This window comes from Pseudarthrobacter sp. lyk4-40-TYG-27 (assembly GCF_030209295.1).
In the GTDB taxonomy this organism is placed as follows: domain Bacteria; phylum Actinomycetota; class Actinomycetes; order Actinomycetales; family Micrococcaceae; genus Arthrobacter.
Window position 1 is genome coordinate 1 of sequence record NZ_JARVSH010000007.1, and the last position, 13,938, is coordinate 13,938.

Annotated in this window: 12 protein-coding genes and 1 pseudogene; 2 read left to right on the forward strand and 11 right to left on the reverse strand. The window is 66.7% G+C overall.

Annotated elements, in window-relative coordinates:
• Positions 1–248, forward strand: a pseudogene (locus QRM96_RS14260) (HNH endonuclease signature motif containing protein); the annotation flags it as partial.
• Positions 249–291: 43 nt separating this feature from the next.
• On the opposite strand, the gene QRM96_RS14265 reads toward QRM96_RS14260, so the two are convergent.
• From QRM96_RS14265 to tdh, 6 genes are all read right to left on the reverse strand, one after another.
• Positions 292–1,071 carry a CPBP family intramembrane glutamic endopeptidase gene (locus QRM96_RS14265; RefSeq protein WP_285320044.1) on the reverse strand — a complete coding sequence of 260 codons (780 nt, stop codon included), beginning with the start codon at positions 1,069–1,071 and terminating at the stop codon, positions 292–294.
• A gap of 134 nt (positions 1,072–1,205) precedes the next feature.
• Positions 1,206–1,994, reverse strand: a complete 789-nt coding sequence (locus tag QRM96_RS14270) for a DeoR/GlpR family DNA-binding transcription regulator (protein WP_018763027.1) — start codon at positions 1,992–1,994, stop codon at positions 1,206–1,208.
• Between the two features lie 99 nt (positions 1,995–2,093).
• Entirely contained in the window at positions 2,094–3,305 is a 1,212-nt protein-coding gene (hutI, locus tag QRM96_RS14275) for an imidazolonepropionase (RefSeq protein WP_285320045.1), read from the reverse strand.
• 11 nt (positions 3,306–3,316) lie between these two features.
• Positions 3,317–4,432, reverse strand: a complete 1,116-nt coding sequence (locus tag QRM96_RS14280) for an NAD(P)/FAD-dependent oxidoreductase (RefSeq protein WP_285320046.1) — start codon at positions 4,430–4,432, stop codon at positions 3,317–3,319.
• Positions 4,433–4,608: 176 nt separating this feature from the next.
• On the reverse strand, positions 4,609–5,805 hold the full coding sequence (locus QRM96_RS14285; protein WP_285320047.1) for a glycine C-acetyltransferase: 1,197 nt from the start codon (positions 5,803–5,805) through the stop codon (positions 4,609–4,611).
• A gap of 8 nt (positions 5,806–5,813) precedes the next feature.
• On the reverse strand, positions 5,814–6,860 hold the full coding sequence (gene tdh, locus QRM96_RS14290; protein ID WP_285320048.1) for an L-threonine 3-dehydrogenase: 1,047 nt from the start codon (positions 6,858–6,860) through the stop codon (positions 5,814–5,816).
• 131 nt (positions 6,861–6,991) lie between these two features.
• Between tdh and QRM96_RS14295 the strand changes: the two genes are divergently transcribed.
• Positions 6,992–7,903, forward strand: a complete 912-nt coding sequence (locus QRM96_RS14295; RefSeq protein WP_285320049.1) for a LysR family transcriptional regulator — start codon at positions 6,992–6,994, stop codon at positions 7,901–7,903.
• Positions 7,904–7,974: 71 nt separating this feature from the next.
• On the opposite strand, the gene QRM96_RS14300 is transcribed toward QRM96_RS14295, so the two are convergent.
• The 5 genes from QRM96_RS14300 to QRM96_RS14320 form a co-directional block, all read right to left on the reverse strand.
• Positions 7,975–8,583 (reverse strand): DUF5666 domain-containing protein, encoded by a 609-nt coding sequence (locus QRM96_RS14300; protein WP_285320050.1) that lies wholly within the window; start codon positions 8,581–8,583, stop codon positions 7,975–7,977.
• A 209-nt stretch (positions 8,584–8,792) separates the two neighbouring features.
• Positions 8,793–10,301, reverse strand: coding sequence for an Asp-tRNA(Asn)/Glu-tRNA(Gln) amidotransferase subunit GatB (gene gatB / locus QRM96_RS14305; RefSeq protein WP_109864150.1), 1,509 nt, complete (start codon positions 10,299–10,301; stop codon positions 8,793–8,795).
• Complete coding sequence (gene gatA / locus QRM96_RS14310) at positions 10,301–11,872, reverse strand: Asp-tRNA(Asn)/Glu-tRNA(Gln) amidotransferase subunit GatA (RefSeq protein WP_018763019.1); 1,572 nt, start codon at positions 11,870–11,872, stop codon at positions 10,301–10,303. The genes gatB and gatA overlap by 1 nt, the downstream gene beginning before the upstream one ends.
• A 2-nt stretch (positions 11,873–11,874) precedes the next feature.
• A complete protein-coding gene (gene gatC, locus QRM96_RS14315) occupies positions 11,875–12,171 on the reverse strand; it encodes an Asp-tRNA(Asn)/Glu-tRNA(Gln) amidotransferase subunit GatC (RefSeq protein ID WP_018763018.1) in 297 nt (98 codons plus the stop codon).
• 145 nt (positions 12,172–12,316) lie between these two features.
• Positions 12,317–13,804, reverse strand: a complete 1,488-nt coding sequence (locus tag QRM96_RS14320; RefSeq protein WP_026264939.1) for a CitMHS family transporter — start codon at positions 13,802–13,804, stop codon at positions 12,317–12,319.
• Between the last annotated feature and the right edge of the window lie 134 nt (positions 13,805–13,938).

Below are 13,938 nucleotides of genomic sequence, written 5' to 3' on the forward strand. Positions count from 1 at the left end.
ACAAACCCGAACAACACGACCCCCAACCAACCCACTGGCCACCAGGAACCCTGCCACGTGCCGAAGTTCAAGCGTGGCCGGATCCGGAAACGGAGGATCCGGAAACGGAGGAGCCTGACGGAAACAACCTGCTGGATCCCGACGAGCTTTGCGCGACTGATGCCCTCTGGTACGACTTCTACGCGAAACCCTTCGTGTTGCCACCGGACCCGCAAGCACAGTGGCCTTTGCTGTTGTCGCTGATGTGACAGCACATGTACGGGTTGAGCCGCCGAGGCTAATTCCCCACTCCTACCCCAGCCCCACGGCCTTGCCAAAGAGACTGAAGCCGACGAACGCCACGATGTCCAGCAGCGCGTGGGCGATGACCAGCGGCATGACGCGGCGGGTTCGGGTGTACAGCCAGGCGAAGACCACCCCCATGATCGCGTTGCCGATAAATGGCCCGAAACCCTGGTAGAGGTGATAGCTGCCGCGGAGCACCGAACTGACGGCGATAGCGAGAGGCGTGCTCCAACCGAATTTGCCGAAGCGGTCCAAGAGGTAGCCCACCACAATGACTTCTTCCAGGACCGCGTGCCTGATCGCGGACAGGATCAGGACCGGCACCGTCCACCAGTAGGCGTCGAGCGCACTGGGAATGATCGACGTCGTGATTCCCAGCGCGCGGCCGGCGGCGTACAGCCCCAGCGACGGGATCCCGATCAGGGCCGCCAGCCCCAGGCCCTGCAGCAGGTCCCTTCCGGGCCGCGCAAAGTTGAACCCAAGCTTCCGGAACGCCGAACCTGATGAACCGGCGTCGCCCGGGGCGGCCTGGCGCTGGTCCGTGAGGAAGTAGAGGACCAGCAGCACGGGAACCAGCGCAAAGATGATGTCCAGCAACTGGTAGGTCAGGTCAAAGTACTCCCGCGTACTCTGCGACCGGTTCAGGGTGGAGGTTCCCTCCGCCAGTGGCGCACGGGTCATCTTCTCCAGCAGCTGCACCACAGAGTACACAGCCGACTGGCCGAGTGACAGGCCCAGGACGATCCAGACTTCGAGCCGCAGGCGACGGCGGGAGGGAACCAGCATGTTCCCATCTTGCCCTCAGTTTCTGGATCCGGGCTGATGGAGCGGCCGGAGGGAACCACAAGCCGGGGCAACACCAAGGATCCAGGCAGCACACCAGAGGGCGCACAGGCCACGCTTACACCAGCTGCCGTGCATCAGGCAGGCGCGATAATAACTTCCGTACCCCGGGCTTCGAAGGCCGCCTTGTCGTGGGCAGAAATGCCGGAATCAGTGATGAGCCGGGTGAAGTCGTAACCGTCCATGGTGGCGAAGGCCCGGACGCCCACCTTGGAAGAGTCGGCCAGGACGTACGAGACGCGGGCCCGGCTGGCGAGCAGCGCATTGACCGAGGCTTCCCCTTCGCCGGTGTTGGTGGGTCCCACCTCGGGGTCGATGCCGTTGACTCCGATGAATGCGATGTCCAGCACCACCTTTTGCATGATGATGTCCGTATAGGGCCCAACCAGCTCGTAGGAGCGGGGGTTGAGGATGCCCCCGGTGACCATGACTTTGATGTTGGGCCGCACCGCGAGCTGGCCGGCGATGTTGATGGCGTTGGTGACCACGGTGAGAGTTGGCTGGTTGGACGGGGCGTTCAGGTCTTCCCGCGTCGCCAGGATCTGCGCCAGGGCTGTGCTGGTGGTGCCCCCGCACAGCCCAATGACTGCTCCAGGCCGGATCAGGGCCGATGCGCACTGCGCGATTTGTTCCTTGGCCTCTGCGTGGTCGTCACGGTTGTAGCGTCCGGGCAGGTCGTAGGCCAAGGCACCGGTAGTGGCGCCGCCGCGGGTCCGGGTCAGCAGCCGCCGCTTGGCAAGGCTGTCCAGGTCGCGGCGGGCAGTGGCCGGCGAAACATTCAGGCTGCTGACGATCTCGTCAACTTCCACTTGGCCGGTCCTGGCCAAGAGGTCAAGAATGGCCGTCAGCCGGTCTGTGCGCGTCATGCAGGGGGGCCTTTCAGTACACCAGCCACCCTATCGGATGACGTTTTCTGATTGTAACCCCGGGTGAACGATCAAGAAAAATCACTTAACCGGCAATCTTTACCGAGCCCGCACTCCGGCACGCCACACAGCGTACGTCAGCGGCATGCCCGGGCGGTAAGCGAGGTGGGTGGCGGAGGGTGCGTTGAGCAGGTGAAGGTCGGCCCGGTGGCCGACGGCGATCGATCCTACGGCCCGCTCGCCGTCCGCGTCACGCCCCACCTCCCGGTGCAGCGCCAAGGCACCGCAATAGGTGGCAGCACGGACGGCCTCGTGCACGCTCAGGTGCATCTGGAGAACGGCAGTGGTCACGCAAAATGCCATGGAACTGGTGTAGGACGTGCCCGGATTGCAGTTGGAGGCCAACGCCACCTGGACGCCAGCATCAAGGAGTGCCCGCGCCGGTGCCAGCGGCTGGCGGGTGGACAGGTCGCAAGCGGGCAGGCAGGTGGCCACCGTGCCCCGCTCCCCCGTGCCGGTGGCCGGGTCCCACGCGGACCACGAGGCCGCCAGGGCCTTGACGTCCCGCCCGGAAAGGTGGTTCACGTGGTCAACACTGGCAGCGCCCACCTCGACGGCTAATTGGACGCCCGGCCCTTCGCCCAACTGGTTGCCGTGCACGCGCAGGCCGAGCCCGGCGTCGCGGCAGGCCAGGAGCACGCGGCGCGACTGCTCGGCAGTGAAGGCACCTTCCTCGCAGAACACGTCCGCCCACTGGACATAGGGCCTGACGGCGGCGAGCATCGGCCCGCAGACCAGGTCCGTGTAGGCCTCGGCATCCTGGCCGGCGGGAACCAGATGCGCACCAAGATAAGTCACCTGGTCTGCCACTGTGGAAGCGATCCGGGCGCTCCTGGCCTCATTCTCAATGTCCAGGCCGTAGCCGGTCTTCGTCTCCAGGTAGGTGGTCCCCTGCGAGACGGCCTCAGCCACCCTCCCCATGGCCAGCCGCGTGAGGTCAAAATCGGATGTGGCCCTGGTGGCATTCATGGTGACGGCGATGCCGCCGGCGGCGTAGGCCTCGCCGGACATCCGGGCTTCGAACTCGGCGGTGCGGTCCCCGGCAAAGAGCAAGTGGCTGTGGGAGTCCACCCATCCCGGCAGCATGGCCCGCCCGCCGGCATCGACGGCGTCGTCCGCGGCAGGTGCATCGTCCGCAGCGCCAATCCACGCGATCCGTTCCCCGTCCACTACCACGGCGGCGTCCCGCAGGAGCCGATGTTCAAGGTCCTGCGTCATCAGCTCGGCGATATTGGTGATCAGGGTGCTCATGGGACCATTCTTCAGCGTCGAATGGACCAGCGTGTGGCAGCCAGTGCCTCCACTGTCCGGGATGCCGGACCGGCCCCGCTCGCACCGCCGCCACCGGATTGCCCGGCAAGGATCTGGGTGGCTGCAAACTCCGCCATGGCTGCGGAGGTCTGGAATCCGTAGCCGCCCTGCCCTGCGAGCCAGTAGAACCCCGGCGCTTCGGCGTCGAAGCCCGCCACCGGCACCCCGTCCGCCGCTTCGGTGCGCAGGCCCGTCCAGGCACGCCGGATGTGGGTGATCCCGAGGGCGGTCGTGGAGTTCAACATGGCCACCAAGCGTTGCACGTCGCCTGGCCGCGGACGCGCATCCTCGGGGCCGCTGGGCACCGTTTCGGACGGGGAAATCAGCACATCCGGGCCGTCCGGCCGAAAATAGAAAGAATTGTCCGCGGCGGCCACCATGGGGCTGTGTTCAGGCAGGGATCGTTCGACGGCGGCAATCGCCGCAGTGCGCCGGTACGGCTGGAGTCCGAGCTTCTCGACGCCGCTGATCACGGCGAGCTCGTCGGCCCAGGCACCGGCCGCGTTGACCAGGACCCCGGCCTCAAAGCCTTCGCTGCCGGCGCCCACCTGCCACCCCGAGCCTTGCCGCTGGGCCGAGTGGACGCGGGCGCCCGTGATGATGTCCGCCCCGGCGGCGACCGCCCTCTCACGGTGATCCGCCAGCAGGACAGGGGCGTTGCATCCGAAGGAACCAGTGTCCAGCCCTGCGGCGGTAAACGTTCCCGGCAAGAGCGCCGGGCAGAGCTCGAGGGCACGGTCCACCGTAATCGCCTGCATGTGTCCGCTCGCCTCGGATGCCACATCCGGCTCCGAGCCGATCAGCATGAAACTGCGCGGGGTCAGGACCGGTTCCGGCAGTTCCCTGTCGCGGGCAGCCAGCAGTTCGAGGGTCCGGACGGTGAGTTCCTGCACTACGGGAGGCCCGTAACTGGGGATGAGCTGGCGGGCGGAGCGGGAGGACGTGTGGTACGCCAGTTCCTGCTCCGCCTCCACCAGCGCAACGCTGCAACGCCCCGCCAGCGCGGACGCCAAGGACAGGCCGGCGATGCCGCCGCCTACGATCAGGACATCGTAATGTGCTGCCATTGGTCCATCCTCGCAGAGTTCATGCCGGGCGGGGTTTATGCCAGGCGCGCGTACATGCCCGGCGATGGTTGATGCCAGGCGCGCGTACATGCCCGGCGATGGTTGATGCCAGGCGCGCGTACATGCCCGGCGATGGTTGATGCCAGGCGCGCGTTCATGCCAGGCGGCGCTGCCGTTTAGGCTGCCGCCTCGGCACGGCTGGCGACGAAGGCACGCACGCATGCTTCGACGTCGTCCCCTGAATGGGCGGCGGACAGCTGCACCCGGATCCGGGCGGCACCGCGCGGGACCACGGGGAAGCTGAAGGCGGTGACGAAGACGCCGTGCTGCAGCATCCGGTCCGCCACCTTGGCTGCCATCACTGCGTCCCCAAACATGACGGGCACAATGGCGTGCTCCCCCGGGAGCAGGTCGAAGCCTTCCTCGGTCATCCTGCGGCGGAACTGCGCGGCGTTCTCGAACAACCGGCGCCGGAGCTCCGCGGAATTCTCCACAAGGTCAAGAGCTTTGAGTGTCGCGGCCACGATGGCGGGCGCCAATGAGTTGGAGAACAGGTACGGCCGCGCCTTTTGCCGAAGCATGGCCACGATCTCGCCGCGGCCGGACACGTAGCCGCCGGACGCCCCGCCAAGTGCCTTGCCGAAGGTTCCGGTGTAGATGTCCACCCGGTCCGAAACCCCTGCGTGCTCCGGGGTGCCCGCGCCGGTAGCGCCCATGAAGCCCACCGCATGGGAGTCGTCCACCATCACCATGGCGCCGTATTTTTCGGCGAGGTCGCAGATGGCCTCAAGCGGGGCGAGGAAACCGTCCATGGAGAACACGCCGTCGGTGACGATCAGCTTCCGCCGCGCGTCCTGGGCCTCCTGGAGGCGGGCCTCGAGCTCGGCCATGTCCTGGTTGGCGTACCGGTAGCGGCGGGCCTTGCACAGGCGGATGCCGTCAATGATGGAGGCGTGGTTGAGGGCGTCCGAAATGACGGCGTCGTCCGGGCCGAGGAGGGACTCGAAGACGCCGCCGTTGGCATCGAAGCAGCTGGAGAAAAGGATGGTGTCCTCGGTCCCCAGGAACGCGGAGACCCTGGCCTCGAGGCTGAGGTGCAGGTCCTGGGTTCCGCAGATGAAACGGACGCTGGCCATGCCGAAGCCGCGCTCATCCATGGCGGTTTTTGCGGCATTGATGATGTCCGGATGGTCGGCCAGGCCCAGGTAGTTGTTGGCACAAAAGTTCAGCACGTCGCTGCCTTGACCGCCGATCCGGCCCGCGATGATGTGGCTTGACTGCGGTGAACTGATGCTGCGTTCGGTCTTGTAGAGTCCCGCGGTGCGGATCTCGTCCAGCTCGCCGCGGAGCTGGTCCTTGATGGAGGTGTACATGGGGTTCCTTACAGTCGGGTCCAGTCGAGGACAACTTTTCCGCCCACGCCGCTGCGGGCAATGTCGAAGCCCTTCTCCCAGTCCGTGGCGGGCAGCGTGTCCGTGACCACGGCGGAGATTCCGGCGTGCAGCACCGGGTTGGAGGAGAGCATGGCGCTCATGGCGTACCAGGTTTCGTACATCTCCCGGCCATAGATGCCTTTGAGCGTGAGCATGTGGGTGACCACCTTGCCCCAGTCGATGGTGATGTCCTGGCTGGGCAAGCCCAGCATGGCGATCCGGCCGCCGTGGTTCATGTTGTCGATCATCTCAGGCAGGGCGGTGGGGTGGCCGGACATTTCCATTCCGACGTCGAACCCCTCCCGCATGCCCAGCTCCCGCTGGGCATCGCGGACGCGGGTCGTGGAGACATCGATGGCGAGGTCGGCGCCCAGCTGCTTGGCCAGCTCCAGCCGCGGCACCGACACATCCGTGATGGCGATCTTGCGCGCGCCGGCGTGGCGGGCCACAGCGATGGCCATCAGGCCGATGGGACCTGCGCCGGTGATGAGCACGTCTTCGCCCACCAAGGGGAAGCTCAGCGCCGTGTGGACGGCGTTGCCGAACGGGTCGAAGATGGCGCCAAGCTCGGGAGTGACCGAGGGGTCGTGGTGGATCCAAACGTTGGTCTCCGGGATGACCACGTATTCGGCGAAGGCGCCGTCCCGCTGGACTCCCACGCTGACCGTGTGGATGCACATCTGCCGGCGCCCGGCACGGCAGTTGCGGCAGATACCGCAGACCACGTGGCCTTCGCCGGAGACTCGGTCTCCCACCTTGACCTCGCGGACGTCCTCGCCCACCTCCACCACTTCGCCGTAGAATTCGTGGCCGGCGATGAGCGGAGCCTCGATCATGCCCTGCGCCCAGGCGTCCCAGGACTGGATGTGGAGGTCGGTTCCGCAGATCCCGGTGGTCATCACGCGGATCTTGACGTCGGCCGGACCCGCCGTGGGTTCCGGCCGGTCGACGAGTTCGAAACCGGCGTGCGGGCCGGCCTTGTACAGGGCCTTCATTGGCGTCCTTACTTCTTGGCATTCACATCAGCGGGTTGGTGTCCTCCTCATTGAAGCCCCGGGAAAGCATTAGCACAACAGGAATCTTCTCAATCGACGATTTAGATTTTCCTAATGTATACACTGGCGGAGTGGAATTACATCAGCTGGAAATCCTCCGCGAACTTGGGGCGCTGGGCAGCGTGAAGGCGGTGGCCGACACCCTCATGGTCACCCCGTCGGCGGTCTCCCAACAACTGGCCCACCTGCAACGGACGGTGGACGTGCCGTTGACGCGCAAGGAGGGCCGGAACCTGGTCCTGACCGAAGCCGGCCAAGTCCTCGCCGACGCCGGCGCCGCCGTCCTCAGCGCCATGGCCGATGCCCGTGGCGCGCTGGGCTCATACCACGGTTCGCCCGCCGGCCGGGTCACCGTCAGTGGGTTCCACAGCGCCGGGCAGGCCCTCTTTGGCCCGCTGGCGCGGATGCTGGACCAGCCGGGACATCCGCGGATCGAACTCTCCGACGAGGACGTCGCCCAGCAGGACTTCCCGGCCCTCACCGCCCGGTACGACCTCGTGCTGGCGCACCGGATGGACCACAGCCCCCGCTGGCCCGCCGAGCGCGTCGCCGTGATCCCGCTGGCCCACGAGCCGCTGGACGTGGCCCTCCCCGCCGGGCACCCGCTGGCCCGGCAGGACACCGTCACGGTGCACGACGTCGGCGCCGAAGCCTGGGTGACCAGCCACCCCGGCTACTCCCCCGCCGACGTGCTCTCCGCCGTCGCGGCCGTATCCAGCCGGGAACCGAACATCGTCCACCGCATCAACGACTACTCCACGGTGGCTGCCCTGGTGGCCGCGGGCGGGGTGGTGGGGCTGCTGCCCAGGTACACCGCCGGGCCGGTCCTGAATCCGGACATTGTCCTGCGCCCGCTCGAAGGCATCAGCACCCGCCGCCGGATCGACCTGCTGGCCAGGCCGGAAAACCTCAAGCGGCGTGCAGTAGTGCTGGTCTGTGAGGCCCTGGAAGACATCATGGCAGGGCTGGTGCAACAGGGGTAAGCGGGAGCTGGCTGGTGCAGGGGCGGGCACGGTGTCACGGACCCGTGGCAGGCGTGGCCGGACCGGCGCAGCTATGCCCCTTCGCCATCCTGATGGTTGCCCGCACCCATCTTTTTGCCCATGCCGTGCCCACGTCCCGACCCCAGGCCCGGGCCGTCACCGGCGCCGTCGACGATCCGCTTGGCAGTGGCCTGGTCCCCGTCCTTCACGCCGGCCACGCGCACGGTGTCGCCGGCGGCGATGTCCGCCATCGATCCGGCTGCCGGCTTGCGGCCCGCACCATCGTCGGCCGCCGAAAGTTTGGTGATCCTGGTGTCCGCGTTGACTGCATAGGACTGGATGAAGCCGTCCTCGCTCTTGACGGTGATGGCGGAGTCGCTGACGGACTCCATGGTTCCGCGCTGTTCGAGGACAGTCTGGAAGGTTCCGTCGGGCTGCTTGACCACTGCCTCACCGTGGAGCGGTTGGCCATGCCGGGACTTCTGCTGCCCGGGTGCCTTCTGCTGCCCGGGTGCCTTTTGTTGGCCCGGTGCCTTCTGCTGTCCCGGTGCAGTCTGGGAGGGGGACGGCGTTGGCGTCCCGGTGGCCGACCAGGCCAGTGCCGCCCCGGTTCCGGAAAGGGCCAAGGCCACCGCCCCGGCCAGCATTGCCTTGCGCATCCTCAATGGGTCCCGGACCATGGTTGTTCCTTCCTCAGCACTGCCAAGGCATCATCGCCCTGTACCCTCCTGTGCCCTGTGGGCTCCAGTCTAGGTCCGCCACGCACGTGCGGCCACGGGTACTTTGCGGCCGGCGGCACCTGAGTACTTAAAGCCCAACCGGGCCGCAGTTGATGTCGTTATGGATGCTCAAAACGACATCTGCTGCGACCCGGGTGGGTATCGGAGTGCTAAGCGGTGACGCCCAGCTTCTCCAGGATCAACTCCTTGACGCGTCCTGCGTCGGCCTGCCCGCGGGTGGCCTTCATGACCCCGCCCACGATCGCTCCCACGGCCTGCACCTTGCCGGCGCGGATCTTGTCCGCGACGCCGGGCTGCGCGGCCAGCGCGGCGTCGATGGCTTCCAGGAGGGGTCCGTCGTCGGACACCACGGCGAGGCCGCGCGCTTCGACGATCTCTTCCGGGGTGCCTTCGCCGGCGAGCACGCCGTCCAGCACCTGGGAGGCCATCTTGTTGTTGATCTTGCCGGCCTCCACCATGCGGCTGAGCTCCACCACGGTGGCAGCCTCGACGCCCAGCTGGCCGGGGTCCACATCGGCAGCCTTGGCGCGGCCGACGATCTCCCCCATCCACCACTTGCGGGCCACGGAGGCGGAAGCCCCGGCCGCGATGGTTTCCTCGATTTCGTCCAGGACGCCGGCGTTCACAACGTCGCGGAATTCCAGGTCGGAGTAGCCCCAGTCGGCCTTGAGCCGCTTCCGGCGCTCGGCGGGCGGCTCGGGCAGCGTGGCACGCAATTCCTCCACCCATTCGCGCGAAGCGACCACCGGCACCAGGTCAGGTTCCGGGAAATAGCGGTAATCGTCGGCGTCGGACTTGGGCCGGCCCGAGGTGGTGGTGCGGGTGTCCTCGTGCCAGTGGCGGGTTTCCTGCACCACCGGGTTTCCGGAGTCCAGGACGGCGGCGTGGCGCTGGATCTCGTAGCGCACGGCGTGTTCCACGGCGCGCAGCGAGTTCACGTTCTTCGTTTCGGAGCGGATGCCGAAGCGTTCGCGGCCGTGCGGGCGCAGCGAGACGTTGGCATCGCAACGGACGTTGCCGCGTTCCATCTTTGCGTCGGAAACGCCGAGGTTCTTGACGATTTCGCGGATGGCGGCAACGTACGCCTTGGCGAGCTCCGGTGCGCGGGAGCCCGCGCCCTCGATGGGCTTGGTGACAATTTCCACCAGCGGTACGCCTGCACGGTTGTAGTCCACCAGGGAGAAGTCGGCACCCTGGATGCGGCCGGTGGCGCCGCCCATGTGCGTCAGCTTTCCGGCGTCCTCTTCCATGTGCGCGCGCTCGATTTCCACCCGGAACACGGTGCCGTCGTCGAGTTCAATATCCAGGTAGCCGTCGTACGCGATGGGCTCGTCATACTGCGAGGTCTGGAAGTTCTTGGGGGTATCCGGGTAGAAGTAGTTCTTCCGGGCAAACCGGCAGGATTCGGCGATCTTGCAGTTCAGCGCCAAGCCGATCTTGATGGAGGACTCCACCGCCGTCTTGTTGACCACCGGCAGGACACCGGGCATCCCCAGGTCCACCTCGTTGACGTTGGTGTTCGGCTCGTCGCCGAAGACGTTGGGCGCGGAGGAGAACATCTTGGTCTTGGTGTTCAGTTCGACGTGGACCTCGAAGCCGAGGACGGGGTCGTACTTCTCCATGGCCTCTTCGAAGCTCAGGATTTCGTCGGTGCTCATTATTTTGCCTCCTGGGTTTCGAGGGATTCAGCGCCCAGCGCGGGAGCCTGGGCCAGCAGCGGGCCGCCCCATTTGGCTTCCAGCAAGGACTCCAGGACAGCACCCACCCGGTAGAGGCGGGCATCCTCACGGGCGGGTGCCAGCAGCTGGATGCCCACGGGCAGGCCGTCCTCGTCCGCCAGGCCGCCGGGCAGGGACAGCCCGGGGACGCCGGCGAGGTTCGCCGGGATGGTGGCGACGTCGTTGAGGTACATGGCCAGGGGGTCGTCCAGTTTTTCGCCGAGCGGGAAGGCCGTGGTGGGGGCGGTGGGCGAGATCAGGACGTCGGCCTGCTCAAAGGCGGCATCAAAGTCCCGCTGGACCAGCGTGCGCACCTTCTGGGCGGACCCGTAGTAGGCGTCGTAGTAGCCGGCCGACAGGGCGTAGGTACCCAGGATGATGCGGCGCTTGACCTCATCGCCGAAGCCGGCGGCGCGGGTGGCGCCCATGACGCGTTCAATGGTCATGGGACCGTCTTCCGGCAGGACCCGCAGGCCGTACCGGACGCCGTCGAACTTGGCCAGGTTGGAGGAGGCCTCGGACGGCATGATCAGGTAGTAGGCGCCCAGGGCGTACTGGAAGTTGGGGCAGGAAACCTCCACGATCTCGGCGCCGGCTTCCTTGAGCAGCTCCAGGGCATCGTTGAAGCGGTTTTCGACGCCGGCCTGGTAGCCCTCGCCATGCAGTTCCTTGATGATGCCGATCCGCAGGCCCTCGACGTTGCCGGTCTTCGCTGCGGCAACAAGGTCAGCAAGCGGTTCCGGCAGGGAGGTGGAGTCGCGTGGGTCATGGCCGCCGATGACCTGGTGCAGCAGGGCGGAGTCCAGGACAGTGCGGGTCACGGGGCCGATCTGGTCCAGGGAGGACGCCATGGCGATGGCGCCGTAGCGGGAGACACTGCCGTAAGTGGGCTTCACGCCCACGGTGCCGGTGACGGCGCCGGGCTGGCGGATGGATCCCCCGGTGTCCGTGCCGAGCGCCAGCGGGGCCTCGAAGGCAGCCACGGCCGCAGCTGAACCGCCGCCGGAGCCGCCCGGGATCCGGTCCAGGTCCCAGGGGTTGCGGGTGGGTCCGTAGGCGGAGTGCTCGGTGGAGGAGCCCATGGCGAACTCGTCCAGGTTGGTCTTGCCAAGGATCGGCATCTTGGCCGCGCGCAGGCGCTCGACGACCGTGGCGTCGTACGGGCTGTGCCAGCCTTCGAGGATCTTGGAACCGGCAGTAGTGGGCTGGCCGATGGTGACGATGAGGTCCTTGACGGCGATGGGCACGCCGGCGAGGACGTGCAGGGATTCCGCCTCCGCGCCGCCGGCGGCACGGATGGCGTCAACCTCCGCGGCGACGGCAAGGGCTTCCTCGGCGTTGACGTGCAGGAAGGCATTGACCTGCCCGTCGACGGCGGCGATGCGGTCGAGGTACGCCTGGGTGGCCTGGACGGCGGTGACCTCGCCGGCAGCCAGCTTCTCAGCGAGCTGCGCGGCGGAGAGGCGGATCAGGGTTTCGGCGCTGATGCCGGTGGAGTTCTGTTCAGTCATGGTTATGCCTCATCCAGGATGGCCGGGACCTTGAAACGGTTGTCATCGGAATCCGGAGCACCGGAGAGCGCCTGTTCCGCCGTGAAGGTGTGTCCCACGACGTCGTCGCGGAAGACGTTGGTCAGCGGGATGGGGTGGGAGGTCGCCGGGACGTCATCCCCTGCGGCCTCGCTGACGGACTTGACCGAATCGACGATAACGGCCAGTTCGCCGGCCATCCTGTCCAGCTCTTCGGCACTCATCTCGATGTGAGCGAGCCGCGCGAGATGCGCGACGTCGTCACGGTTGATCGCAGCCATGGATCTCCCCTGCAAAGTTCGAATTGTTTTCCGATCCAGTCTAGTGGGGAAACGCCGATGCCCGTCTGACATCCCCCAGCGGGCGTCAGACGGGCACCTTCGTGCCAGGCCCTGCCTCGGGGACAGGAGCACAGGCAGCTACAGACTAACCGATTCCGATGGCTCCGGTCAGCATCCCGACGCCAAGCATGACCAGGGAGATGACGGCGGTACGCCACAGGACTTTCTTGTGGTGGTCACCGAGGTCCACCTTGGCCAGCGAAACCAGCAGCAGGATGGCCGGAACGAGCGGGCTCTGCAGGTGGAACGGCTGGCCGGTGATGGAGGCCCGGGCCATGTCCGCGGCGCCGACACCGTAGTGCGCGGCCGTCTCGCTGAGGACGGGCAGGACGCCGAAGTAGAAGGCGTCGTTGCTCATGAAGAACGTCATGGGGATGCTCAGCACACCGGTGATGACGGCCATGAACGGGCCCATGGAGGACGGGATGATCTGGACCAGCCAGGCGGACATGGCTTCGACCATGCCGGTGCCCTTGAGGACGCCGGTGAGGACGGCGGCGGCCATGACCATGCTGACCACGGCGACGATGGAAGGTGCGTGCGCAATGAGCTGGGCGCCCTGGTCCTTGACCTTGGGGAAGTTGACCAGCAGGGCGATGGCCGCGCCCACCATGAACACGAACGGCAGCGGGATGACGTTGGCCACGAGGACCACCATGACGGCGACGGTCAGGGCCAGGTTGAACCAGAACAGCTTGGGACGCAAGGTGCTGCGGTTCGGATCCAGGGCGGTGTCGGTGAGTCCGGCGCTGCTGTCCTCAAGGAGGATGTCCGTGCGCTCCAGCACGGCCACGGAGGATCCTGCCGGGGAGCCGCCGACGGCGGGGGCTGCCCCGCCGGGGTTGCCGCCCTTGCGTCCGGCGCGCGGCGCCGTGCCGCCGGCGGTAGTGCCGCCGTCGAACTCTTCTGCCGTGAAGGGCTCTGCCGAAGACGGGACGCCCCAAATCTCGGGAGCAACGGCACGGAGGCGGTTGCGTTCCTGAAGCCCCAGGAGCCAGGCGAAGGCGAATACCACGACCAGGCCGGCCACCAGGGACGGGATCATGGGGACGAAAACGTCGTTGACATCGATCTTCAGGGCGGTGGCGGCGCGGGCGGTGGGACCACCCCAGGGCAGGATGTTCATGGTGCCGTTGGCCAGGCCGGCCACGCAGGTGAGGACCACGGGGCTCATCTTCAGGCGCAGGTAGACCGGCAGCATGGCGGCGGTGGTGAGGATGAAGGTGGTGGACCCGTCGCCGTCCAGCGACACGGCGGCCGCGAGGATGGCGGTGCCCAGGACCACCTTGGCGGGGTCGTTGCCCAGCTTGCGGAGGATGAACTTCACCAGCGGGTCAAAGAGCCCGACGTCGATCATCAGGCCGAAGTAGATGATGGCGAACATCAGCAGGGCCGCGGTGGAGGTCATGGACTTCATGGAGTCCATGACCATGTCGCCGATGCCCAGGCCGGCGCCGGCAAAGAGGCCAAAAACGGTGGGGACAATGATCAACGCCAGCACTGGCGTCAACTTCTTCGTCATGATCAGCACCATGAAAACCGCGATCATGGCGAATCCAAGTATTACCAGCACAGCCGGCTCCTTCTTGTGAACAGCGGCACACCGGTGTGACGCGTGCTACAGACTGTAGGGTGGCGTCCGTCACGGCGGTGCCTTTGGCTCAATTGATTGGCATACTGCTTATTGGGAGCATTTTGCTCATTGTG

Excerpts from the sequence above, each read along its gene's own strand:
- QRM96_RS14265 (WP_285320044.1), bottom strand. The coding sequence starts at position 1,071 with ATGCTGGTTCCCTCCCGCCGTCGCCTGCGGCTCGAAGTCTGGATCGTC.
- QRM96_RS14270 (WP_018763027.1), bottom strand. The coding sequence starts at position 1,994 with ATGACGCGCACAGACCGGCTGACGGCCATTCTTGACCTCTTGGCCAGG.
- hutI (WP_285320045.1), bottom strand. The coding sequence starts at position 3,305 with ATGAGCACCCTGATCACCAATATCGCCGAGCTGATGACGCAGGACCTT.
- QRM96_RS14280 (WP_285320046.1), bottom strand. The coding sequence starts at position 4,432 with ATGGCAGCACATTACGATGTCCTGATCGTAGGCGGCGGCATCGCCGGC.
- QRM96_RS14285 (WP_285320047.1), bottom strand. The coding sequence starts at position 5,805 with ATGTACACCTCCATCAAGGACCAGCTCCGCGGCGAGCTGGACGAGATC.
- tdh (WP_285320048.1), bottom strand. The coding sequence starts at position 6,860 with ATGAAGGCCCTGTACAAGGCCGGCCCGCACGCCGGTTTCGAACTCGTC.
- QRM96_RS14300 (WP_285320050.1), bottom strand. The coding sequence starts at position 8,583 with ATGGTCCGGGACCCATTGAGGATGCGCAAGGCAATGCTGGCCGGGGCG.
- gatB (WP_109864150.1), bottom strand. The coding sequence starts at position 10,301 with ATGAGCACCGACGAAATCCTGAGCTTCGAAGAGGCCATGGAGAAGTAC.
- gatA (WP_018763019.1), bottom strand. The coding sequence starts at position 11,872 with ATGACTGAACAGAACTCCACCGGCATCAGCGCCGAAACCCTGATCCGC.
- gatC (WP_018763018.1), bottom strand. The coding sequence starts at position 12,171 with ATGGCTGCGATCAACCGTGACGACGTCGCGCATCTCGCGCGGCTCGCT.